14 protein-coding genes are annotated in these 24,335 nt (G+C 49.9%); 2 read left to right on the top strand and 12 right to left on the bottom strand.

What is annotated here, in order from left to right; all coding sequences use genetic code 11:
• Positions 1-112: 112 nt before the first annotated feature.
• From HP401_RS28235 to bcaP, 3 genes are all read right to left on the bottom strand, one after another.
• Positions 113-1,015 (bottom strand): Ig-like domain-containing domain, encoded by a 903-nt coding sequence (locus HP401_RS28235; protein ID WP_142496966.1) that lies wholly within the window; start codon positions 1,013-1,015, stop codon positions 113-115.
• Positions 1,016-1,260: 245 nt separating this feature from the next.
• Positions 1,261-1,779 (bottom strand): ribonuclease FAU-1 family protein, encoded by a 519-nt coding sequence (locus HP401_RS28230; protein WP_173607441.1) that lies wholly within the window; start codon positions 1,777-1,779, stop codon positions 1,261-1,263.
• 117 nt (positions 1,780-1,896) lie between these two features.
• Positions 1,897-3,318, bottom strand: a complete 1,422-nt coding sequence (gene bcaP / locus HP401_RS28225) for a branched-chain amino acid transporter BcaP (protein ID WP_305852460.1) — start codon at positions 3,316-3,318, stop codon at positions 1,897-1,899.
• Positions 3,319-3,495: 177 nt separating this feature from the next.
• On the opposite strand from bcaP, the gene HP401_RS28220 reads away from it, so the two are divergent.
• Positions 3,496-5,946: an IPT/TIG domain-containing protein gene (locus HP401_RS28220; protein ID WP_173607440.1), complete on the top strand. Its 2,451-nt coding sequence runs from the start codon at positions 3,496-3,498 to the stop codon at positions 5,944-5,946.
• Positions 5,947-5,999: 53 nt separating this feature from the next.
• On the opposite strand, the gene HP401_RS28215 is transcribed toward HP401_RS28220, so the two are convergent.
• From HP401_RS28215 to HP401_RS28195, 5 genes are all read right to left on the bottom strand, one after another.
• The gene (locus HP401_RS28215) at positions 6,000-6,476 is read right to left on the bottom strand and encodes a DinB family protein (protein ID WP_173607439.1); all 477 of its coding nucleotides are present in this window, start codon (positions 6,474-6,476) and stop codon (positions 6,000-6,002) included.
• A gap of 554 nt (positions 6,477-7,030) precedes the next feature.
• On the bottom strand, positions 7,031-10,858 hold the full coding sequence (gene addA, locus HP401_RS28210) for a helicase-exonuclease AddAB subunit AddA (protein ID WP_173607438.1): 3,828 nt from the start codon (positions 10,856-10,858) through the stop codon (positions 7,031-7,033).
• On the bottom strand, positions 10,827-14,324 hold the full coding sequence (addB, locus tag HP401_RS28205) for a helicase-exonuclease AddAB subunit AddB (protein ID WP_173607437.1): 3,498 nt from the start codon (positions 14,322-14,324) through the stop codon (positions 10,827-10,829). Before addB ends, addA begins: the two co-directional genes overlap by 32 nt.
• 15 nt (positions 14,325-14,339) lie before the next feature.
• Complete coding sequence (locus HP401_RS28200) at positions 14,340-17,990, bottom strand: AAA family ATPase (RefSeq protein ID WP_173607436.1); 3,651 nt, start codon at positions 17,988-17,990, stop codon at positions 14,340-14,342.
• On the bottom strand, positions 17,987-19,228 hold the full coding sequence (locus HP401_RS28195; protein WP_173607435.1) for an exonuclease SbcCD subunit D: 1,242 nt from the start codon (positions 19,226-19,228) through the stop codon (positions 17,987-17,989). Before HP401_RS28195 ends, HP401_RS28200 begins: the two co-directional genes overlap by 4 nt.
• Before the next feature lie 172 nt (positions 19,229-19,400).
• Between HP401_RS28195 and HP401_RS28190 the strand changes: the two genes are divergently transcribed.
• Positions 19,401-20,150, top strand: a complete 750-nt coding sequence (locus tag HP401_RS28190; RefSeq protein WP_173607434.1) for a hypothetical protein — start codon at positions 19,401-19,403, stop codon at positions 20,148-20,150.
• Positions 20,151-20,651: 501 nt separating this feature from the next.
• Here the strand turns inward: HP401_RS28190 and HP401_RS28185 are convergent.
• The 4 genes from HP401_RS28185 to HP401_RS28170 all read right to left on the bottom strand — a co-directional run bounded on the left by HP401_RS28185 (position 20,652) and on the right by HP401_RS28170 (position 24,037).
• Positions 20,652-21,566, bottom strand: a complete 915-nt coding sequence (locus HP401_RS28185; RefSeq protein ID WP_015893211.1) for a COX15/CtaA family protein — start codon at positions 21,564-21,566, stop codon at positions 20,652-20,654.
• A 122-nt stretch (positions 21,567-21,688) separates the two neighbouring features.
• Entirely contained in the window at positions 21,689-22,624 is a 936-nt protein-coding gene (gene cyoE / locus HP401_RS28180) for a heme o synthase (protein ID WP_173607433.1), read from the bottom strand.
• Between the two features lie 38 nt (positions 22,625-22,662).
• Positions 22,663-23,121, bottom strand: coding sequence for a DUF420 domain-containing protein (locus HP401_RS28175; RefSeq protein ID WP_015893213.1), 459 nt, complete (start codon positions 23,119-23,121; stop codon positions 22,663-22,665).
• 43 nt (positions 23,122-23,164) lie between these two features.
• Positions 23,165-24,037 (bottom strand): cytochrome c oxidase assembly protein, encoded by an 873-nt coding sequence (locus HP401_RS28170; protein WP_173607432.1) that lies wholly within the window; start codon positions 24,035-24,037, stop codon positions 23,165-23,167.
• Positions 24,038-24,335: the final 298 nt, after the last annotated feature.

Below are 24,335 nucleotides of genomic sequence, written 5' to 3'. Positions count from 1 at the left end.
AGGGCCGTCTCTGGAATAGAGACAACCCTTCTATCTTTAACATTTCACCCTATACACTTGTTGCCCTTTCCAGTAACAGTCGCAACAGAGGTGTCAGAAGAAGATGCTTTTTCTACTCAACCTCTGTTGAAAGGTCACCAAATTCTAGATCATCCCATCCACCAGATGGGGTGCCTGTTGAAAACAAGGAAAAATATTTATAGCTTTCATTCCCTGATGTATCCTTTACTGCTCCTTGGGCTACATCTATGTAGTACTCTACATTATCTTTTAAAGGCGCTTTCGGTTGGATCGTTACAGTGTCATTACTGACAGTAAAAGTTGCAGGAACCTTCGCACCATTGTCATTCATTAATAGGAATTTCTTTGTTCCACTTATCACTTTGCGATCATACTTAATTGTAATAACCGCATCTACATCCACTTTTGTTTCCTCACCATACGGCTTTACATCGATTACGATAGGCGCTTCGTTGTTGCTGGTCACAAACTGTAATAAATACTTATCGATCGATTTAGTAGAATCAATGGTGCTTACAATTGCTCCTTTGTCAATCTCGATCGCATATTTCGTATTGGATTCCAAAGTCTTGTCAGGACGAATATAGAGTGTGTTATTTCTAATCTCCAATTTTCCGCTGACTGGTGATTTTCCTTCAACCTTATAGAGCGATACTACTGTTGACGGATCATTGTCAAAAGTAATTGGCACCGGGAATGTTAGCGCAGGTCGAATGTTTGTAGGAACATCTGTCTGCGCAATAATAGGATTAGAAACTGATACGAACACATCCCCAGGCTTTGGAAAACTGATTAGGTCGTCGGAAATATACGTGCTATCAAGTTGGTATTCACTTTTGAATTTCGCGTCATTTTCCTCTAGCTGCTCATCATCAAGGAACTGATTCGGTACACCAAGCTCTTCTTTCTCCGATTTTGCTGATACGCTGTTGCTGTTTAGCGTTAAACTGAACATGAGTGTTACTGCGAGTAAGGATTGAACTAATCTCTTCATACTTCTCCTCCAAAATAGTTTTTGTGTACATAAAAATCGTATTTCATTTTTAAGGCGTAACATACAGTTTTTTACACGAAATAAAAATACGGGTATTTTGGACTAGGAACTATTTCATCCATCGTGACCTTCCTACATTAGAAAACTCGAAGCAAACTCCGGGCCTCCTCCGTCTCCACTCCAAAAAGCGGTACGTCGACCAAAAAAAGAACGAAAGCAACAACCGCCTTCGTTCTTTCATATGTTTATACAAAAAAATTCGGAAAATCAAAGTCATCCCGTTTGCCCGACAAAATATTTCGTAATAAAAGATCAGCGGTCTCAGAGGCAAACTGGTGATACTCGCTCGTGATAACGCCTTTTTTCAATGCCTCATCGAGCTCATCCTGATCAAGCAAATATACTTCTCCTGTCGGCAGTACCACGATGTCGAGGTACAAATCGTCATACCAGATATGCCCGTTCTCGTCCTTACCATGTCCCCGGCAAATATCGATATACCACTGCACGGTATTCCCTAACTCATCCATCATTTTCGTAACGGCATAGGCTTGGCCATGGGGAAAATACTGCAAGTACACATATCCTCTATCGCCCACACACAGTAGTTGATCCCCGACAGGCATGTAGGCAGGCTCACTTACTTCGTCCAGAGTCAGGCGGACAGTGTACCCTGAGAAAGATAAAGATTCTACCCATTTTTGCTGGTAGCCCAATCGTTTCACGCGTCTCCAACCAGGTCGATCTGCTCGTTTTCGCTTCATAGCCTGCCCTCCCTCGTCGTTTCGGTTGTTTTTACTCTACCATGAATAGGAGCGTTTTGTCAGATAGCAAACAAAGACATGCTCACGTTGAACATGCCTAAACGGATGACCTGCCATTTATGTTTGGGAGGAGTCGTCTTTTGTTGCCAATCGACTGTGTTTGCGCCCATAAAGAAAATAGACGATTGCTCCTACCGACAGCCAACCGAGAAAACCGAACTTGGTCAGCGTAGGCAGGTTGAAAACGAGATATCCGCAAAAGAGAACCGAGAGCAAGGGAAAAAGCGGAACAAGCGGGACGCGAAAAGCCCTCGGTAATTGCGGATGTGTGCGACGCAGTACAACCACTCCAACCGAGACCAAAATAAAAGCAAACAGCGTTCCAATGTTGGTGAGCTGGGCCAAGCTGGAGAGGGGCAATAATCCACTGAAGGTTGCTACTAATACAGCCACGACAAGCGTGCTCTTTTGAGGGACCTGTGTGCGAGGATGTACGTACGAGAATAGCTGAGGGAGCAAGCCATCTCGGCTCATCGCAAAAAACATCCGGGCTTGTCCATACATCATGACTAACAAAACCGTCGTAATTCCGACGATGGCTCCCAACGAAATGAAGCCTGCTGCCCAGTCCTGATTGACATAGCTGAGCGCAAACGCGACCGGATTTTTGACATTTAACAAATAGTACGGAACAATCCCTGTCAATGTCAGTGAAACAGCAATGTACAAAATTGTGCATACGAGTAAGGACGAGATGATCCCGATTGGCATGTCGCGCTGGGGATTGCGCACTTCTTCGGCCGCAGAAGACACCGCATCAAATCCGATAAAAGCAAAAAACACCGTTGCGGCACCGGTCGCTACTCCCGCAAAACCAAACGGCATGAATGGACTCCAGTTTTCCGGCTTGACATACTTGACCCCAACGACGAGGAACAGGACCACTACCGCTACTTTTATTAACACCATGATGGTATTCAAGCTCGCTGACTCTTTCGTCCCTTTCATCAATAAAGCTGAAATGATGACAATGATGAGGACCGCAGGTAAATCAATGATCGTTCCTTTCGATGCATCAAACGCACTCGTGAGCGCATGTGGCAGATGGATGTTAAACCCGGCTAGCAATCCCTGGGCATACCCCGACCATCCACTTGCCACTGCAGCACAAGCCACTCCGTATTCGAGAATCAAGTCCCACCCGATCATCCACGCGACAAACTCACCAAATGCGGCATAGCTGTATGTATAAGCACTTCCTGACACCGGAACAGTCGATGCAAATTCTGCATAGCAGAGTGCGGCAAACACACAGGCAAGTGCCGCAATAACAAAAGACAAAACAAGTGCCGGTCCAGCGTGCAAGGCTGCGGCAACCCCCGTTAGCACAAAAATCCCTGTTCCCATGATCGCGCCGATGCCCAGCATTGTCAGGTCAAAAGCACCTAATGACTTTTTGAGAGAGCTTTCTTTTTTATCCACCTGCTCCAGCATCTGCGCGACTGACTTTTTTCTCAGCAATTGATTTTTCCATGACATCATGTGCGACCTCCCAAGCGGGTCATTCACTTCCAACCGAGATTGAAAACAGTTGGAGTATGATCCATTTGGAGGAAAGTTATACACATGTGCATAGAGCGAGCTTCGCGGACTAGTTAAATATATCCAGATTATATTCCGATAAGAAACTATAGAAAAATGAAAAGGAGTTTCAAAATGAGAAAAACGAATGTTTCATTAACAAGCCTCAAGATATTTATGGTCTTGTTACTCGTATTTTTTGCATCAGGCGTATCAGCCCCTCGGGCACTCGCACTAACAGATTCACCTGTCATTACGAATGTTACCCCGAACAGCGGAAAGCTAGCCGGTGGCGAAATTCTTTATATGGATGGGAAAGACTTCGCCCAAGATTTGAAAGTGTACGTAGGGAACAAAGAAGCCAAGCTTATCACCTACTACAATGCTACCCGATTGAAGGTGGAAGCACCCCCAGGAGATAATCCGGGTACCACCGATCTGAAAGTCGTGAATCCAGATGGCACAGAAGCGGTGCTAGCTAATGGCTATACCTATCTGGCGCCGCCGGTGCTCATTCCGGCTATTACGAATATTTCTCCGAACAGCGGAAAGCTGGCGGGAGGCGAATTTCTTTATATTGATGGCAAAAACTTCATCAAAGGCTTGAAAGTGTACATTGGGAGCAAAGAAGCAAAGCTCATCACCTATTATGGGGACACTCGAATAAGCGTACAAGCACCTCCGGGAGATAGTCCCGGAAAACTCGATCTAAAAGTAGTAAACCCGGATGGCAAAGAAGCGGTGTTGGCTAATGGCTATACCTATCTGGCGCCACCAGTACTCATCCCGGCGATTACAAATATTTCTCCGAACAGCGGAAAGCTTGCTGGGGGCGAAATGATTTATATTGATGGCAAAGACTTTGACCAAGGCTTGAAGGTGTACATGGGGAGTAAAGAAGCAAAGCTCATGACCTATTATAATGCAACTCGCATTAAGGTAGCGGCGCCTCCAGGAGATAATCCGGGTACCACCGATCTGAAAGTCGTCAATCCAGATGGCAAAGAAGCGGTAACGGCTAATGGCTATACCTATCAGGCGCCGCCGGTACTCATCCCGGAAATTACGAAGATTTCTCCGAACAGCGGAAAGCTAACGGGGGGCGAATTTCTTTATATTGATGGCAAAAGCTTCATCCAAGGCTTGAAAGTGTACATTGGGAGCAAAGAAGCAAAGCTCATCACCTATTATGGGGACGCTCGAATAAGCGTACAAGCACCTCCGGGAGATAGTCCCGGAAAACTCGATCTAAAAGTAGTAAACCCGGATGGCAAAGAAGCGGTGTTGGCTAATGGCTATACCTATCAGGCACCGCCAGTACTCATCCCGGCGATTACGAATATTTCTCCAAACAGCGGAAAGCTTGCTGGGGGCGAAATGATTTATATTGATGGTAAAGACTTCGACCAAGGCTTGAAGGTGTACATAGGGAGCAAAGAAGCAAAGCTCATGACCTATTATAATGCAACCCGCATCAAGGTAGAGGCTCCTTCAGGAGATAATCCGGGTACCATCGATCTGAAAGTCGTCAATCCGGATGGTAAAGAAGCGGTATCGGTTAATGGCTATACCTATCAGGCTCCGCCAGTACTCATCCCGGCGATTACGAAGATTTCACCGACGAGCGGAAAGCTTGCTGGAGGCGAAGCTATATATATCGATGGCAAAGACTTCGACCAAGGCTTGAAGGTGTACATGGGGAACAAGGAAGCAAAGCTTATGACCTATTATAATGCAACCCGCATCAAGGTAGAGGCGCCTCTAGGAGATAATCCGGGTACAGTCGATCTGAAAGTCGTCAATCCAAATGGAAAAGAAGCGGTGTTAGCCAATGCCTACACCTATTTGAAAGATCCGGCTCCTGAGTTAACAAGCGTTACACCTTCTAGCGGATTGTTAGCGGAAGAAAAAGAGGTATTCCTGTCCGGAGTAAATCTAAAGCCAGATGTAAAGATATTCTTTGGGGATAACCAAGCAAGCATTCTGGCTTACTATACTGACGGTTACATGAAAGTAAAAGCTCCAGTGGCAAATGCAGAGGGCGATGTCGATATACTGGTTGTCAACCCGGATGGACAATCCTACAAGTTGAAATCGGCGTTTACGTACCGCAGCACGTCCGATCCAAACAACCGTGTGGACACTCCAGCAGATGTTGGTAGTACCAAGATTACGAATATCATTACTCCGAGTGGAGCAGGACCAATCAATTACGGGTACGGAGACAAATGGCGTGTGGACGATTTTGTCCCGGTTACATTTGAAGGAGAAGTTACCGATCAAAACGGAAATCCGTTACCAAATGAAAAAATGACCTTCCGTTTCCTTGGCCATCTTAAAGCAGAAGGTATTAAACAGATGGAATTCGTTACGGATACCAACGGGCGCTTTTCTTTCCAGATGATTCTTCCGGCAGCTCTTGGTGAACACGTGTACGCTTTACCAATGGGAACCCATTACTACGATATTGTAGAAATTGAATTTTACGAGGGAATATATGACGCTACACAACCATCATCAGCAAGAATCATAGAGAATGTAACAGATCGAGATGTCTATCATTATGGTCTCTCCATCCTCCCTTGATTCAACGCTTGATGTTAAAGGCCCATGCACCTAAGCATGGGCCTTCTCTATTACTATATGTCTAGCACTTTATTTTTTGATCTACCAATGACATTGGCGGAAACAGGGGTAATCCCGAGCTCTCTCGCCCAAACAGACAACTGTCCCATGTGATGAATCTCGTGGGCGATAACATGACGAAGCAGCTCCCCCTTCGTGTACACTTCATCATCCCAGGCGACCTTTACCGATTCGCGCTCCCTCTCGTCTGACCAACTCTCGATGAAATCACGCAATTCTGGGCGCCAGGCATTTGATAGCTCTTTTACTTTTTCTAGCGTCTTGTACGCTTCGTATGCCACCTGAACATCCTGCTTCCCTTGTACACCCCGAAGCCAGCTATACTCGACGTCAGCAATGTGAAACAAGGTGTACAAAATTGTGCCAGCCCCACCTGTACGCTCGCGCAGCAATTCTTCTGCTGGAAGCTGTTTGCACCATTCCATCCACTCGTCCCGTACCTGCCAGTTATACTGGAAAAGCATCTTCATTGAGTTCACTCCTTATCTATTTGAGTAGATGAGTAGGAAAATTCTAACTAATGATAGCACATACGTTCTTATTGTGTGAGATTTTTAGTGGTTGTCTTCTGACCATAGTGGTCGGGAGAAGCCCTGCCACATGTTTTCCAGTCGCCTGTATCCTCTCTTCGTTCGGGCGGTCTCCTTCCAAAACATGTGACAGTCCTTTCGTTGGCTTTGATCTCTTCCGGCTTTTAAAACATTAATGAGGGACACTTCCTTGAATCTATCTTCAAGCAGTTAGGCAAAGCCACGTAGGAAGAAGCGCATTTCCAGTCCAAGCGCCTCTGGAGCCCATCCTAGCTTCGAAATGAATGGCGGGGAATTTCAGCTTCACCTATGAAATTCTTCATCGAAACTTCTACGTTTGAAGCGCTCCCGCCATTTATTTCGAAGCGGACAGTCAATCCCCCCTTGCGGGGCGTAGGCCGAAGCGTAGACTGGAAATGCGCTTCTTCCCCTACCACAGCAGCTCTACTAAACAAAAAGACCGCCAGAGCTAATAACTCTAACGGTCCAACAAACTAATCCATGCTTTCATCCGAAAACGAAAGAGAGAATCCACCTGAGAGTAAATAAAGATAACTAGACACGTTCCCTTTTGGCTTGATGATCTGCTTGATCGCTCGGACGTATAGCCTGATCTGGCCTTCGTATCTTCGCTTCATCTCTTCCATGGCTACGGCAGTCGCCTCTTTTGCCATCCAATCTGTCTTGAAATCGATCAGAACCAGGCTTCCATCCGGTTCCTCCAACAGGCAATCAATGACCCCTTGGACGACAACCTGCTCGTCGCTCTCTTCACCTAACTCCGCTTCTACTTCATAAGCAGGCAGCACGAGAGTAAATGGCAATTCTCGATGCACGACCGCCGCCGACTTCATTCGCTGCCCCAAAGGATCAGCGAAGAATCGGGCGATCTGAGGAACGTCTACAGCTTGTACCTGCTCGTCAGTCAAAAAGCGGTGTGCCGCGAGCGCCGTCACCTGCTCCAAAATATCTGCTTCATCCAGCGGACGTTTCAAATCGAGATGCTGGAACACTAAGTGCGTAATTGTCCCTTTTTCTGCTGCTGTCAGTCGAGTGGATTTTTGCTCAGACAAAAACTTTGGTTTTTCCGTAATCGACGGCAGTGTAAGTGGCTGTCCGCCTTTGCTGACTTTGGCATGTCGCTTGAGTTCGCTGACACTCCATTTCGCAGCTACGCGAGGCGCAATTGGATGCGGGTCCTGCCATCCTAATCTCTTTTCGACAATCTCTCGCAAAGTGTCATCAGACGGTCGTTCCGCGATCGCCTCTCGCCTGGTCATGCGCTCCCACAGTGACGCCTCGTCGTTGCCTGACTCTCCTTGGGCTCGAAGCTCATCTGCCTGATAGAAGTGAAACGACCAAACCGAATCATCCGGCACGCTTCTGACTCTCACGACTTCCCCTGAGCCTTGTTGCTCTGGATATGCCCGCAGCAATCCTGCCCCAGGATGTCGCAGCATCGCACGCCCTACCCAGTCCAGGTATCCCTTTGCCTGAATCAAGTCTTCGTCACTGAGCCGCTCGCTGTCATCCTGTCTGCCCCAGTCCGTCACACTTTTTGCGAGATCCTTGGATGAACCGACAAGAATGAGCTTCTCGCGTGCACGCGTCAAAGCCACATAAAGCACACGCATTTCCTCAGCCAGCATATCCCGACGCAGCTTTTGCCGGATGCCCAGCGCAGCCAGACTCGGATAGCGCAGCTGCATGGAGAGCTCAACAGCCATCGGGCCAAAGCCCAGATCTTTATGCAACAAAAACTGGCTTTTCAAATCCATCGTATTAAACTGCTTGCCCATGCCCGCCACAAATACAACAGGGAACTCCAGCCCCTTACTTTTGTGGATCGTCATGATACGTACGACATCCTCGTTTTCCCCGATGGTTCTTGCTTCGCCCATATCATTGCCCGCTTCTTGCAGGCGGTCGACAAAGCGCAAAAAGCGGAACAAACCACGATAGGAGCCAGCTTCGTATTGTCTCGCACGATCATAGAGCGCACGCAAGTTAGCCTGTCGCTGCTGACCGTTTTCCAGAGCCGCTACATAATCGAGATAACCTGTCTCCCGGTACAGCATCGTCAGCAGTTCTGATAAGGCACCTCTGCGAGCCTCTGTCCGCCATAGATCCAATCGGCCAAAGAACTGTCGCAGCCTTTTCTCCCACGACTCTTGGGGCGGGCGTTCTTCTGCATATTGAAGAACAGCTTGGTGAAACGGCCCTGTCGCGTAGTGAATGCGGATTTGAGCAAGTTGCTCCTCCCGCAAACCGACGATAGGTGATCGCAATACAGCTGCCAATGGAATGTCTTGGAGCGGGTTGTCAATGACACGCAACAAGGAGAGCATCGTTTCTACCTCAGTCGCCGCAAAATAACCCGCAGTCTGCTCCGCATACACAGGAATTCCTGCTGCGTGCAGCTCCTCTTGCATCGTCTGCCCCCAGCCCGAGGTCGCACGAAGCAAAATAACGATATCGCGGTAGGCCAGCGGGCGTATTCCCCCAGCCTTTTTATCGAAAACGAGTAGCGGCTCTTCTCCCTCGCCCGGCTCCATCCAGCGACGAATACGGCTGGCGATTAGGCGTGCTTCCAGCTGTGCCACACTCGCTTCCTCAGCGGACTCTCCATCTGGAATAGCTGCTTCGCCCTCATCTGTCGCCTCTGCAACTACTGCCTGACCTTCTTCTACTATCGCTGTATTCCGGTCGATCAGATGCATCTCTGCCTGCAAACGGTTCGGTTGTGCTTCAGGATAAGACGCGCGGTTGATCAGCTCCGCCGAAGGATCATAACCGATCTCACCTACCCCGTGAGACATGATCTGACGAAACAAAAAGTTAACGGCATCTACGACTTCCCTTCTACTACGGAAGTTCGCCGCCAGATCGATCCGCCGTCCGGTGTACGCTTCGTCAACATCACCATCTTTTTGATAGGTTACATATTTTTCGAGAAACAGCTTCGGCTCTGCCAAGCGGAACCGATAAATACTCTGCTTCACGTCACCCACCATGAAACGATTCGCTGGGTGACCATTCGCTCCGTCTCGGGAAACCATTTGCAAGATTGTTTCCTGCACGAGATTGATATCCTGGTATTCGTCTACCAGTACTTCAGCGAACTGTTCGCGCAATTGAGTGGAGATAGACGAAGGAACAGTCTTCCCAGACTCATTCGTTTCGGTTAGAACACGCAGAGCCAGATGCTCCAAGTCGCCAAAGTCGACCAAGCCACGTGAACGCTTCTCCAATTGAAAAGCATCCGAAAATGCTGTCACCAGCCTAGCCAATGTCTGCATGTGAGGAGCAATCCGCTGCAAGTCCGCAACGTACTGCTCGGCTGGCGTAGAAAAGTATTGCTCGATTTGCTCTGCCAGTTCCTTTTTCACACTGTTTCGCAGGTCCTGTACCTGTTCCTTCACGAGCGGATCTGTGCCTTTCACCGGAGGCAGCTTGGCAAAAACAACTCCACGAACAGCTTCGACGGTCGCTTCCCAGCCATCTCTGCAAGCCGCTCCTGCACGGTGGAGGGCAGCCGCCTCCGCCTCAAGCAAAGGCAAATAGCCAGCAGGCCCTTCCGGTGAGCCAGCCAGAAGAACTGCCCTGCGCATCTTAGCGGTCATTCCACCGAGTGCCAGCTCCACAGAACGCAGCACACTTCTACTCCACTCCAGCCCGTCCAGACCGTTTTTATCGTGAACCGCAAACATTCCAGCCGCTTCCCCGAGCCATTGTTCTGGTGCCGGATGACTGCGCGAAAACTCATACAGCCTGAGCAGCAACAGGGTGAGGGCATGGTCATCCTGACCGTCCAGCATCACATCAGCTAATGCATGAAAATCCGCGTCATTCTCATACCAGCTCTCCAGCTGTTCCTCCAAGACATCCTGACGCAAAAGCTCCCCTTCCATCTGATCGGCAATGCGAAAATCAGGATCAAGTTCTATCAGATAGTAATACTGGCGCAAAATCCCCAAGCAAAATGAGTGAAGTGTCGTAATCGTCGCCCGCTGGAGCAGTGCCAGTTGTCGGCGTAGATGAGAAGAGTGTGGATCATCTTTCAATGCTTTTCGCAAGGCATCGCCAATCCGGTGACGCATCTCTGCCGCTGCCGCATTGGTAAAGGTCACCACCAGCAGTCGATCGACTCCAACCGGGTCCTTCTCGTCCATGATGCGTCGGATAATCCGCTCAACCAGGACTGAGGTTTTCCCAGAGCCTGCCGCAGCAGCCACCAGGAGATTATTCCCGCGCTGAATAATTGCTTGCCATTGCTCGTCCGTCCATTGTTCAGGCTTGGCCTGCAATTGTTGATCCGCCATCGGTCATACCTCCTTCTCCTGCCATCTGCTGCTCTGCCAGCATGCTCCATATTTGCTTGTTGTTCCATTTGGCAAGCTGTCGGTGCTCATTCCCGCCCGCATCTCCATCAAACTTGCATACCGGCTTGTACGAACAGTAATCACAAGCGGTCATCGTCCCGTTCGTGTACGGTTCGATCTGGATTTCCCCGTTGGTCATGCGCGTACTGATTTGCTTCACAGTATCGCGAACATAGGAGGTCAAAGCTTGGAATTGCTCGACTGTTGCCACGGAGGATCGTGACGAAAGCGTTCCGTCCTTTTTGATTTCAAATGGCACCAGCTCTGACGCCCCTTGCTCTACATAGCCATCCATCATTCGTGCCAGCTCTGGGTCTGCGAGCATCAAGCCTTTCATGCGCAAGCGCTTTGCCCGCTCCTTTGCCGCCTTGTCTGCCGTTAGCAAGCGTTTTGCCGTCACAAAAGGATCCGCTACCTGATAGTAGAAAACGCCTCCCATTTCAGCTTTTTTCCCCAGCCATTCCTCTGCATTTGCCACGACGACATCGAGATAGACGAGCAATTGCAAGTTCAAGCCATTCCAAACATCGGAGAGAGATAGCTGCTTGGGACTGGACTTGTAGTCAATCACGCGCAAATACGGGACCTCACTATCCAGTGATTGGTCAACACGGTCAATCCGTCCGATTAACTGAAGCTCCACGCCATTTTCAAGCGTTAAAGCCAATCCCGGCAAATCTGAATTTGGCCCAAACGAAACCTCCAGCCCTACTGGGGCAAAACGGCTGCGCTTCGCATGCTCCCCAAGTACGTAAATCGCACGTCCAACGGCTCGCTTCAGCTTGCCGGACAAATAACGATACCGGGCTGTCCGCGTCAAAATACTGCTGCGAGTCGCAGGAACCAGTTCTTCTACAACCACGTTTGCCAGCTGCATGCTATTGTCTTCCGTCAGCTTGCTCCACTCCAGATTGTCTTCGTTCATTTTTTCAACGGCCCGCTTGAGTGAAGCGTGGAACAGCTCTCCCACATCGAAACGCTCCAGCTTGTACATCGTTCTCTCCGCCAATCTGAGACCGTGGGAAGAAAAATGCGAGAACGGACATGACTGGAACCGCTCCAGACGAGATACGCTCATTTTTAGTTGTTTGCCGTACAAAGTCGTGCTCGTTTCCAAATCCAGCTCCTGAGGTCGGTTGAAATAGCGCAAGCCGGACAACAGCCACTGCTCCCGTTTGACATCGGGAGAAGCGCGAATATACCAGTCGTATACCTCCCACCAGAAGTCAGGCAGCTCTCCTGTTTTCTTCATCGATCGCAATAGCGTCAAAAGGTGGCGAAACACACGTCTCGGATGTCCGAGCAGGAATGCATCTGTCTCGTACTGCCCCGTCGGTTCATTGTAAAACACCTGATGCGGGATATCCGGTAGCACTTCCCGGATGCGGGTAAACACAGAGGAAGGCAACAGTGCCTTGCCCTCTTCATCTGCCAACGCACAGCTCAGGATCAGCCTCTCCGACGGTCTCGTCATCGCCTGGTACAGCAGGTAAGGCTCAGCCATCAGCTTTTGCTTTGCACTCGGTGCCAGAGACATGCCCATTTCAGCCAGTCGCTCACGTTCTGCCTCATCCAGAATTCCTTCTTCTTTTGGACGCAACGGAATAATGCCCTCGTTTACACCAAGCAAAAACAGAGCTTTGACATCCGGTTGACGGGAGCGCTCCATGGCCCCGATCAGCACCTGATCCAGCGCCGGAGGAACGAGGCCCAATTCAATCGTCTCCAGACCGCTGTCGAGCACACGGGCAAATGTCGCCAGGTCCATGCTCTCGTCGCCCATGACCTCGACGACCTGATCCATTAGCTCGATCAATCCCGTCCATACTTGTCCGTGCACCTGTGCTGAATCAAGATCGCCGTCATTTTCCGCCTTTCGCTGCCAATGCTCCAGCTTGTTAGGCACATCCAGCGCGATCAAAAGGTTGTACAGGGCAAGAGTCATTTCCTGTACGTTTTGGCCCGTTGCTTGCTTCATCTCTTTTTCAAAGGACAGGAGCGGCGCTGCGTATTTGCGTCTCAACTCATCGATTTGCGCGTCCTCCTCAGCGCCTGCCTGCCCGCGGAAATGCCAAGGAGATTCTTCTGCCCATTGATAGCCAAAGACACCATGAGCCAGCACGTAGTTTTCCAGGCGGTCGATTTCCTTCCGAGCTGTATGCTCATCGGTAATATCCAAAAGGAGCAGGTCTGTTTTCAAACAGCGGAAAACCGCGTCGTACCGCCACCTCGTAACAATGACCTCCAATGCCGATCGCACCAGCTCTACCAAGGGATGGTGCATGACGGAGCGCTTCTGGTCCAGGAAGTGCGGGATGCCGTATTCGGTAAACACAGCCGAAATCTCATCAGCGTACGTCCCGATTTCCCGAAGCAAAATCGCCATGTCCTTCCAGCGATACCCCTCTTCTCTCGACAGAGTCAGGAGCTTCAAGGCCACAGCCTCTACCTCTGCCCGCCTGTTCACTGCTGAGAGCATCGTCACTTCGTCAGCACGTCCGGGCTGATCCGGGATCGGCGGGTCTCCCCATTGGAAATACACTTGCTCAACCTGACGCAGCCACGGACTGCTCTTGAATCGCTGTGCCTCGGTCAATAAAAGCGGCTTGGCGATGGATACACCCGATTCACGCGCCATCAGTGTCAAGGCTTGATACGTTCGCAGCGTAGGGTGAAAAAGCCCCAGTTCATCCACAGAGGCGTCACGTTCATTCGGGTCAAGCGTCAGCGCAATCGTCACCTGCTTGGCGTGCTGCATCAACTGCTCGATCAAGCGCAGCTCTTGATTCGTAAACCCGGTAAAGCCATCGATAAATATTTCAGCCTGCTTGATGTACATGGAATCACGCACCATCGTGGCCACTCGGTTCAGGATGTCGTCCGCATCACAATACCCCTCTGACAAGTAAGCCTCGTACGCATTCATAATCAAGCGAAGGTCATTTATTTTTTGATTGAGATTGGCTCCTCCCCATTCCACATTCTCGGAATGGGTGAAGGATACCCCATACGATTTGCACTCGCTAATCAAGCGACCGAGCTGAGCAGCAAACCCAGGCTGTGTCGCCGAACGCCCGAATACGTTCAGCTCCTCCTTGTGCCGCTCCAAAAGCATGCGCAAAACCATATGCTTACCCAGATCGTCGACAGGCACGGTAGTCAGATCGCCCAGCTCCTGCATGAGCCTGTGAGCCAATCGACCGAAGCTAAGCACTTGCGTCCCTATCACACCGCCCAGCTCTGGCAGTGTAGCGAGCGCATACTCTTCCTGAAAGCTTGCCTGTTCCGGCACGAGCAGAATCATAGGCGAACCCAACGGCTTTTCCCGCAGCCGGGCTTGCATCTGCCGATGAATCGATTCTGTCTTCCCCGTCCCTGCCCGTCCCAGTATAAATTGGACTGCCATGATTTTTCCCCTTCCCTACTCCATTTCCAGATGCAGCATGCTTCCTTTTCCCATCGGTTCTGCTGGTGTCACGACCAGACGACGCGGCATGCGCACACGTATTTCCGGGACGTGGCTAATGACTCCGATGGTGAAATCGTCCATGCGCAGTCGCTCGAGCGCATCCATAACGACTTCCAAAAGCTCCGGATCGAGTGTTCCAAAGCCTTCGTCCAGGAAGAAAAACTCCAGGCGTCCGCCACGCATTTGAATCTCCATCGACAGGGCAAGAGCCAGCGACAAGGAGGTTAGGAATGTTTCCCCGCCAGACAATGTGCTAACTGGACGGCGCATTCCACCAGCTCCCTCATCCCGCAAAACAAATTCGCCCTCATCGCCGATTTCCAGTCCATAACGGTTGGCGGTCATCCGCTTCAGGTGATAGGAGGCGTCTCTTGCGATTGATACCAGTTTTTCCTCCGCAATGAACTGGACAAACGCCTTGGCTTCAAACAATTTTTTCAACTCTTCCAAGCGGCTCTGTTCATCCTGCTGCTGTAACATCTCTTTGTGAAGCTCTTGCCATTTGTCATGATTTTTTTCCATGCGATCCACATGCTCTTTGGCGACAGCGACTTGCTTTTGGGCCTCCTGGAAGGCTTGCTCCCATTGATCCCATGCCTCTTTGGCGATGGTGAGCTCTTCCTGCGTAAACGAACGGCCTGCTATAGCTTGTTGCAGCCGTTCTTCCTCATAACGAAGCTGCCCTGCGATTCTCGTGTAAGCCTCGACTTGCTCCTGGGCCTGTGGCAATTGCTCGCGCTCTGCGTACCGTTCCCGTACATACTCAACAGTGCCGAGACCTGTTTCCTGCAAGCCTTGGTACAAGGTCTCATGAGCTTCCGTGCGTTGCCGTGTGAGGATCGCCAGCGTCTCCGAATACTTGACCAAATTGTTTTGTACCGTTTCCCGCGCTTCGGAGGTCTCTTTGCGCTTCGTCTCTGCCAGCGTGACTGCCTGACGTAAACCGAGGAGAGAATCCTCTACCCGCATCAAACATTCCTGCGCAGTAAGTCCTCCCGTACGCTCCAGCCATTGAGCATGCTTTTGTTCCCACATGCGCTTTCTATCTTCCAGCTTTTCCTTCAGCGCCGCTTCCCGTGATTTTCCCTCTACCTTGCGCGACTTGGCGGCTTCTACCTGCATCATCAGCTTTCCGCGCAACGCTTCTTTCTCTGATCGCACCTGCTGCAATTCTGCCAAACGGCGATCTGATTTTCCGATTTCCTCGTACCGCAGTTCGATTTCCTCAATGGGTAGCTCATTGCGCTTCGCGTCCAGCTCTTCTCTGGATTGCTTTTCTTTCATGGATGCAGCGTCCAGACGAGCTTTATTGTCATGGATCGTCTTCTGTGCCTGTTCGAGCAACAGCGAGCTCCGCTCCATCAAGCGTTTCTTTTCCGCTTCTTCCTCACGCAAGGCCTCTAGCTGCTGCTGCAATTGCTCACGCTCTGCTTTTAGCCGCTCTCTTTCCGCTTGCTTGGCAATCAGTTCTTTTTCCTCGCGCTGATAGACGGCGATCAGCTCTTCAAAAGAATCCACGATCCAAGGCTGTCCGTACCCGCTGCACTCTGCCTTGATCGCTTCCAAGCGCGCGTCCAGCTGTTCCTGTTCAGCCTTTACGCTTGCAAGGCGCTCATCAAAAGCAGCAAGCGCTCCCTTTGCTGCCAACCAAGCTTCCTTGGTCTTGCCTGCTTCTTGTTCAGCCGCACGCAATGCCTCTTCTGACGCTTTGATTCGAGCACGCAGGGCATCACCCTCTGTTCCCGCTTCAGATGCTTTTGGATGGTTCTGGTGGCCGTGTGGGTGGTGTTCGGAACCACATACCGGGCACTCCTTGCCTTCCTCTAAACGTTCGCGCAAAAATCGCGCCATATTTTCCTGCTGCCAGCGTTCCCATTCCTGGCGCAGCTCATCTCGTTGGGCCAGTTGACTCTTCACAAGTGCTTCGCTTGCCTCTACCGCCCGAGTCAGCTCTTGATTGCGCTCCTCCAACTGCTTACGCTCCTGGACGATATGTTGCGACTTCTCCTGCCAGGCTGAGAAAGCCTGTAATACTTCCCGCCACTGGCGACCTACCTGCTTCATATCTGCAAGGACATTTCTTGCTTTCTCCCATTCTGCTTCACTCATCAAAGCCGAGTCAGCTGGTGCTGCCAGCTCTTCTCTTTTTTGTGCCAAGCGATTCGCACACGCTTCCCAACTGCGTTTGTGCTCATCGGCAGTATGGGTTGCCGCCTGAATTTGCTGCTGTGCTGTGAGTTGTTCTTTTTCCAGCTCACGTGCCTTGGCAAGGTCTCGCTCCCACTGCTGCTTCGCTTCTCTGGCTGCTCCTATTTGCGCTCGCCATTCAGGAGAGATCGTGACCTGCTTCATCTGTTCTTGCAGATCCGCCCACGCAAGCTCCCAGCTTTTTAAGTCGGCCTCATCCTTTTCCAGCTGTTGTTCTATGTTGGTCAAGGCGACTGACACTTCGTTCCATTCACGTTCCAGACCTGTCCACTCTTCCCGGATCGCCTTTAGCTCCTCTTCCCACTCCTGTGCCTGTACCAGCCTGCCCTTTTGCTGAATCAGTAACGGCTCCTGTACAGCCAACTCGGCTTGAACCTTCTGATACGCTTGCTCTGCCTCCTCTACGGCCAAACGTGCGCTCTCTTGTTGCTCGCGGCTGCGTTCCAATCCCGCACCGGTCGCATGCCATTCCTGATCCAAGCGCTCATATTGCTGGAGTAATGGCCACAGTCGAATACTCGACTCCCACTCGCGAATCTTTGCAGTTAGAGCTGCCATTTCCGCTTCATTTGCTCCCTGCTGCTGTAGTTGCGCCTGGACGTGCAATAGCTCCTGATGCCATTGGTTAAGCTGCTCCAGCTCCTTGAGCTTCCCTGCCAGCTCCTGTTTTTGCTGGGTGAATTCCTGCTCTTTTTGCGCAGCTTCCTCCCACGTTTGTCTCGCCAGTTCCAAGGCTTCCGGACCTGCGTCACCCAGTGCTGCACTCGCCAGCTGCAAGCGATGCATCTGTTCCTTGACCTGCTCCAATGCGTTCCGTACGCGTTCACTCAGCTTTTCCCCATATATATGTAGGCGGAACATTCGTTGAAGCATTTCATTGCGTTCACTGCCCTTCAGCGTCAAAAAGCGAGAAAATTGACCTTGTGGCAAAACGACCGCCCGGGTAAAGTCCTGCAAAGTGAGACCAATCAGTGCCTCAATCGCAGCTGTCGCGGAAGTGGCTTTGGACTCCAATACGACATCCGGCTCTCCGGTCAAGGCTCCCGACTGAATCAGCCTCACTTCCGGTTGTCGCTTGTTCCCCTTTTTATCCAAACCAAATTCCCGTTCCACCGTATATTGCTTGCGCTCATCGCCAGTACCCAGCTCAAAGGTAAAGGAAACGAAAACACGCTGCTCCAGTTGGTTCAGCACTTCTTTTGGGTGATTACCCCCGCCCAGCCGGACAACCTGCCCGTACAACGCAAGCGTGATAGCGTCCAGAATCGTCGATTTCCCGCTTCCAGTCGGGCCAAAAATCCCAAACAGTCCCGCCTGACATAGCACTTCGAAATCGACCTCTTGCATTTCTCGGTAGCTGTGCATCCCTGCCAGCTTCAATCGTATCGGTCTCACTCTTCTTCCCCCTCTCCTCCGGTTTCTGCCAATAGACGCTGGAACAAGGCCACGAGCTGCTCATCCGGCTCTGCTCCCCGTCTTCGTTCATAGAAGCGCTTGAACAATTGATCGGACGAAAGCTCTGTCAGCTCGACCCGCTGTTCCTCTTCTTCCTCACGCTCTTCCCTCACGACAACACGCTGTATTTTCAAGAAATCATCCGATAGCTTGCGGACACGCTGAAATTCTGCCGGGTCGATCACGCCAGACACATGCAGCTCCAAGTCAATCCACGCCCCTGCGTCGCGTCCCTCTTCCAACCAGCGCTCTACTTGCTCGATTCCCTCTGTCGCCCTCCAACGTGCCAATGGCCGTGCGCTCGTCAAATAAATGATCTCCTCACGCACTTCTTGTCCCGGCTCCACCTCAACCAGTACGACTGCCTTGCTCTGTCCTGCTTCAGAAAAGCTGTACGAAATCGGTGAGCCGCTGTAACGCACCAACGGCTTGTCACTGAGCTTTTGCAGTCGATGGAGATGGCCGAGCGCCACATAATCAGCGTTCTTCGGAAAAGCCTGCGGCGATACAGTCAACGCTCCCCCAATTTGAATCGGTCGTTCGGAATCCGTTTCTTTACCGCCCATGACAAACAAGTGACTCGTGACCAGGTTTACCGTATCCTCGCGAAAATGAACAGACAGATCGGCAAGCAATTGTGCAATGCGCTCGGAAAAAGCAAGCTGCATCTGCTCCTGGGTAAAGCTTTCGCTCAACAGCTCCTTTAATCGCGATTCAGAAGGATATGGCAATGCCAAAATGATCGCATTCGCAGAGCAACCAGGAATCTTCATTTCCAGCCAAGAAGGTCCTCCCTGCACAATTTGCACGCGATCAGCCGATGCTTCCTGTGTCAGCAATGGCGCTTCCTTCGGCAACCCCAACAAAACGATCCCATGCTTTGTGGCAAGCGGCGCTGCTGCCCGCACCCGCTCAGGCTGGTCATGGTTCCCGGCGATCACGACAACACCTCTCCTGCCTTCCGAAGACAAACGCTCCAATGCATCATAAAAAAGCTCTTCCGCCCAAGCAGGCGGATTGACCGAGTCGTACACATCCCCAGCAATGAGCACCAAGTCCACTTCCTGCTCATTCGCTATGTGACAAAGCTCGTCCACAAACGCCACTTGCTCAATACGGCGGTCCCGCCCTTCCAGTTGCCGCCCGAAATGCCAATCGGCTGTATGTAATATCCGCATAGCTACTATCACTCTCCACGATCATGTGTTTGCTTTTCATTGTAACAAAAGACAGCGCTGTTCGCGGTTGAAATTTACTCCACTTCTCCGTAACTTTTGCTCCTGACTGCTCGTCTTCCAACTGAAACGGTCATGATTGATCGATCTCATCCCGGAAAGGAGCTCGTTACCGTTGCGTAATTCCCGCCTGTTGCTCACTCTGACAGTAGGACTTGCCGTCTCCAGTCTCGTCCTCGCTGCCCCCTCTTCCCTTAACTCCAAGGCGCCTACCAAGACCCAAGTATTGGATTGGATTAACAAGCAAGCCAAAGCCCCAGTTGTTACCGACAACTTTGATTTTCAGCTCGTCAATCTCGATGATGATCCAGAACCAGAAATTGTCGCTAAGCATAACGGCAGCGTACATATCGGTAACTTTTACATTTTGGATCAAAAGCCAGATCGTACATATGCCCTCATCGTGGAAGAGCAATGGAATCCACCACGCCTGCAATTGGACCATTGGGACTATACCCGTGAAGTAAATTCCTCTGAGATCGACAAGAACGCGGAAGATGAACCACGTCTGCTCGCAGGAAAACGGGTTTTTGAAACAGTCCAGCACACTGGCGGATCAGGTGTATCAGTATACGAGGCGAATCTGTGGTATTTGGACAAAGGTCGTCTGGTCAAAGCATGGGAAGGGCTGCTGCGGGAAACGTTTTCAGTGCCGGGTGGTCAACTTTTCCGGACTGTCGGCAGTTATCAAATCGTACATAATGACGAGGCAACCCCATTGCTCTACCACTGGCAAACGAAGCAGGAGCTAAACCCGGATACAGGTGAACTACTGCCGGGCAAGCCTGAGACTTCTTTGCAAATGTATCGTTGGGAAAATGGTGTTTTTGTTCCATTGAATGTTGAAAAACCGTCTGGGCAATAGCCTGACGGTTCGGTATGTAAATGCGTTGTCTTCTATCCGTTGTAGTGGGGAGAAGTCCTGTCACATGTTCTCCAGTCGCCTTTTTCCTCTCTGCGTTCGGGCGGTCTCCTTCCGAACATGTGACAGGACTTTTAACAGCTGTGTATCTGAGCCGATGCTTTTACATCATTGTGAAAGTATGACAAGGAGCTTCTTCAAGTTATTCGCAAGGTGTTTAATAAAAAGTCGCGTAGGAAGAAGTGCATTTCCAGTCCAAGCGCCTCTGGAGCCCTACCCAGCTAAGAAATAAATGGCGGGGAATTTCAGCTTCACTTATGAGATCCCTCCTCGAAACTTCAACGTTTGAAGCGCTCCCGCCATTTATTTCTTAGCGGACAGTGAATCCCCCCTTGCGGGGCGTAGGCCGAAGCGCAGACTGGAAATGCACTTCTTCCCCCCACCACAGCCACATCAAATAAAACAAAGCCGCACTCCCACGAATCAGGAGCGCAGCTTTTCCTCTTATCTTCTCAGCTTTTCATTTGTCGGTGACTTCAACGTCTGCAAACACATGTAGCAGATGATCCCGAACAAAATCGTGATGATCATCGAGTGCGTCAGAGTAGCGTACAGATGAAGCTTGTAGATAATTACGAAGCCGCCGCTGAACACCTGCGCGATGCAAAGAATAAAACTCAGGATACTTGCACCGTACAAGTCACGCCGTTTTTCCTTGAAATGACGAATGCAGTAAATCATTGTCCCCAACAACAAGAATCCCAACACCAACGCAGCGATTCTGTGTGCAAAATGAATACCAGTCTGTCCGTACAACTCTGGGATGACCTGTCCTTGGCACAGTGGCCAGTCACTGCATGCCATACTTGAACCCGTATGTCTAACATACGCTCCGAGATAAACGACCGCGTATGTATAAATAGCGACGAACCACATCCAGTTGCGGAAGCCTTTTGAGACGGTCGTTTTCACCAGGCTTTGCGTTTTTTCCCGCTGATAAACGAACACACTCAACAAGAACACGCCCGTATAAGCAAGCAAGGAGAATCCAAAGTGCAGAGCCAAGACAGATGAGGACTGTGGCCAAATAACGGCAGAAGCGCCGAGAATGGACTCCACTACGATGAAAAACAAACCAAAAATAGCGAGATTGCGAACTTCTTGGTTGTTTTTGTAATAGCGCCAGCAAAGTACAGAGAAAATCGCGACAACAATACCGGCAACACCTGTAATCAGGCGATGAGAATATTCAATAATGGATGCCAACGTGTATTCCGGGACCCATTTACCGTTGCACAGCGGCCAGTCATTTCCACAGCCGAGTGCTGATTCTGTCTTTGTAACAAGCGAACCGGCTACCATCACGATAAACATGATCAAGGTAGCAAGAAAAGCTAATGGCTTCAGCCATTTTCCCATAGTAAGTCACCCTGTTTCTTGTGAGGATCAAACAACACCTCGTTCTATGTCCTCTTTTACGATAATGAAACATCCCCTGCTAAGCAAGGGATGTTCCGTGAACATTTAGTGAGTGTTTCGTGTCAATAATAGTTGACCATGGTACTAATGACGATCGCTGCACAAAACACTGTCAAATAAAGGATGGAATAGCCGAATAGTTTGCGTGCCCAAGCAAGATCATCCTTGGTTTTGAACCCTTGGAAAAGCAGAACCATGTACACAATCCCCATCACACCCATGACGAGCAAATACACAAAGCCTAGGCTACCATGGATGAAAAGCAGCAAAGAAGCCGGGAACAACACCGAACCCCACAGCACCATTTGTCGCTTCGTTTCGGCAAAGCCTTTTACTACAGGTAGCATCGGCAGATTACCTGCACGGTATTCTTCTGTTTTTAACATGGCCAACGCCAAAAAATGGGGAGGCTGCCACAAGAACAAAACCAGGAACAACAGCCAAGCAGTCATGTCCATGGTCTCTGTTACTGCTACCCACCCAATCACGGGAGGAGCTGCACCTGAAATACCGCCAATCACCGTATTGAGAGTTGTCACTCGTTTCAACGGAGTGTAAATCAGCACGTAAAAAATGTGGCCGATCAATCCCCAAACCGCCGCCAAGGGATTCGCATAAACAGCCAACACAGTAACCCCTGCCAAGAGCAGGCTAATTCCTAAGAGGATTGCGTTACGTGCAGATATTCTTCCAGTCGCTACCCCCCGATGTTGCGTCCGCTTCATTTTTTTGTCCAGATCACGGTCGTAGAAATTGTTTAAAGCCGCACCCGACATAATGACCAAAGCGGTTCCCAGCATGGTGAAAAAAGCCAGTTTCCAGTTCGGATAACCGTAGGACGCTAACCATAAAGCAGCAAAAGTGGTCATCAAGTTTGACAGAGTAATACCTGGCTTCGTCAGTTGTACGTAATCCCGAAAGGTAGCTGGCCCTACCGGCTGTGTCTGCAAAGAAGCATCGGCATCAAGCGATTCCTGCACGGTCATTTGCTGGTCCACGTTTTGTACCTCCTGTTTCCTTCTATCTGAACATCCGATTACTTACCAAAAATGACATCCAGCACGCCAGACGTCTCGCCACCTGGATAAATCCAGTACAGTAGCAGATAAACCGCAGCTCCCGTAATGGAAGTGACAAACCAGACAATGGACGTCCAAGGACCGATCTTCCGATGTGAAGCATAGTTTTTCGTGTAAGCGTACCTGAGTGTAATCAGACCCATCACACCACCGACTGTTGCAAGGACGATGTGGAAGAACAAGAACGTCTGATAGATTGGCTTGATGCTGTCAGGTCCGCCAAAATGCGTGTTTCCGATAAAAGCCGTTCTGGAAACATAAGTGATAAAGAAGATCGTGGCACAGATTGCAGCCCATTTCATAATCTTCATATGCTTATCTACTTGCTTTTTCGCAATGGCGTACCAGCCAATCGCAACAAGAATTCCGCTAATAACGATAAAAGTCGTACTTACCGTAGGCAATATGAGCCCCATTTTTTCACCTCATTCAACAAACGTTTCTGCTGTTCGCGCATATTTAAAAAGTCGGCTTTTCAGCACCGAAAGATTGATCCATCGGCAAGTCGTCCTGCTTCTCTGCCTTGTACCAATGGTAGAAGACATAGGCCAGCACACAGCCATAAACAAGCTCCTGTACCAGCTTCATAATGATTCCGCCAAGACGCTGATCGTTAAACGCATCGAGGCTCTGGAATAGCTGTGGAGCAGCTATATACGTAGCGTACAGCGGTTCCGAGGCAAAAATAATCAGCGCACAGGCTGGCGTAATCAAGACACCGTTTGCAAAAACGTACGACAGTTTTTTCAATCCGGCCAGTTGTCGCTTGTTATCAGACAACGGACTCACAATGGGCCACCACATTGCAAATGCGGCAATCACGAGAATGATATGATAAAACGTCATCCACTCATGGTTGATCGCAACCGCATCAAATATAAACGGAACATGGTAAAACGAAAACAGCGAGTTGAACAACAGCGCTGCCACTAACGGATGTGTCAAAGCGTTTAGGATAAGCTTCAGCGCTTTCGGACTGAAAATCCTGGACAAAAGCCATTCAGGCATGGCCAGAAGCATGAGCGGTGGCAGAGCAAAGTACAAGATCGATTGTTGAAGCATGTGTAAACTAAACATGTAATGATGGCCGTAATAACTGATAGGACTTCCTTGTGCAACGTAAAACAACACGATTGCTAACAGAAAAAGCGTTCTTTGCTTGCCAGTCGCCGGTGTAGCGTTTTCAAAACGTTTGTGCATGGGACCTGTTAGAAGAAAGTAGACAGTAGTCACGAGCAACGACAAAAGCATCACATCCGGACTCCATAAATCCGAAAAGGTTGCTGATCCGGTAGCCGGTGACATCTCGTGCATTTGATGTGCATTTCCCAAGTTTATATCCTCCCTTCCGAATGTGAAATCTTGGACGTTGCCGCACTCGCTGGGCGTCGTCATATGTACATTTTTTGTCAATATGAAATACCAATTTTTATCTATTAAATGTTGCCCTTGATCCAATCTCCATTATACCGTTTATTCCCTTTTTCTTTGAAGACAAAAATGAACAAAGTGTTGAACAATACAATTCGAAAAATTCACATAAAATCTATTATGAATTGAGTCAACATAGAGGAGGAGAAGAAAAAGCTCAGTTCTCTTCGACTCTGACACGCCCGCAAGGGGAATTTAC

The organism is Brevibacillus sp. HB2.2, from assembly GCF_013284275.1.
Lineage (GTDB): Bacteria > Bacillota > Bacilli > Brevibacillales > Brevibacillaceae > Brevibacillus > Brevibacillus brevis_D.
Note: the sequence above shows the minus strand (reverse complement) of the source record. Positions and strands in the feature narration are given on the sequence as shown.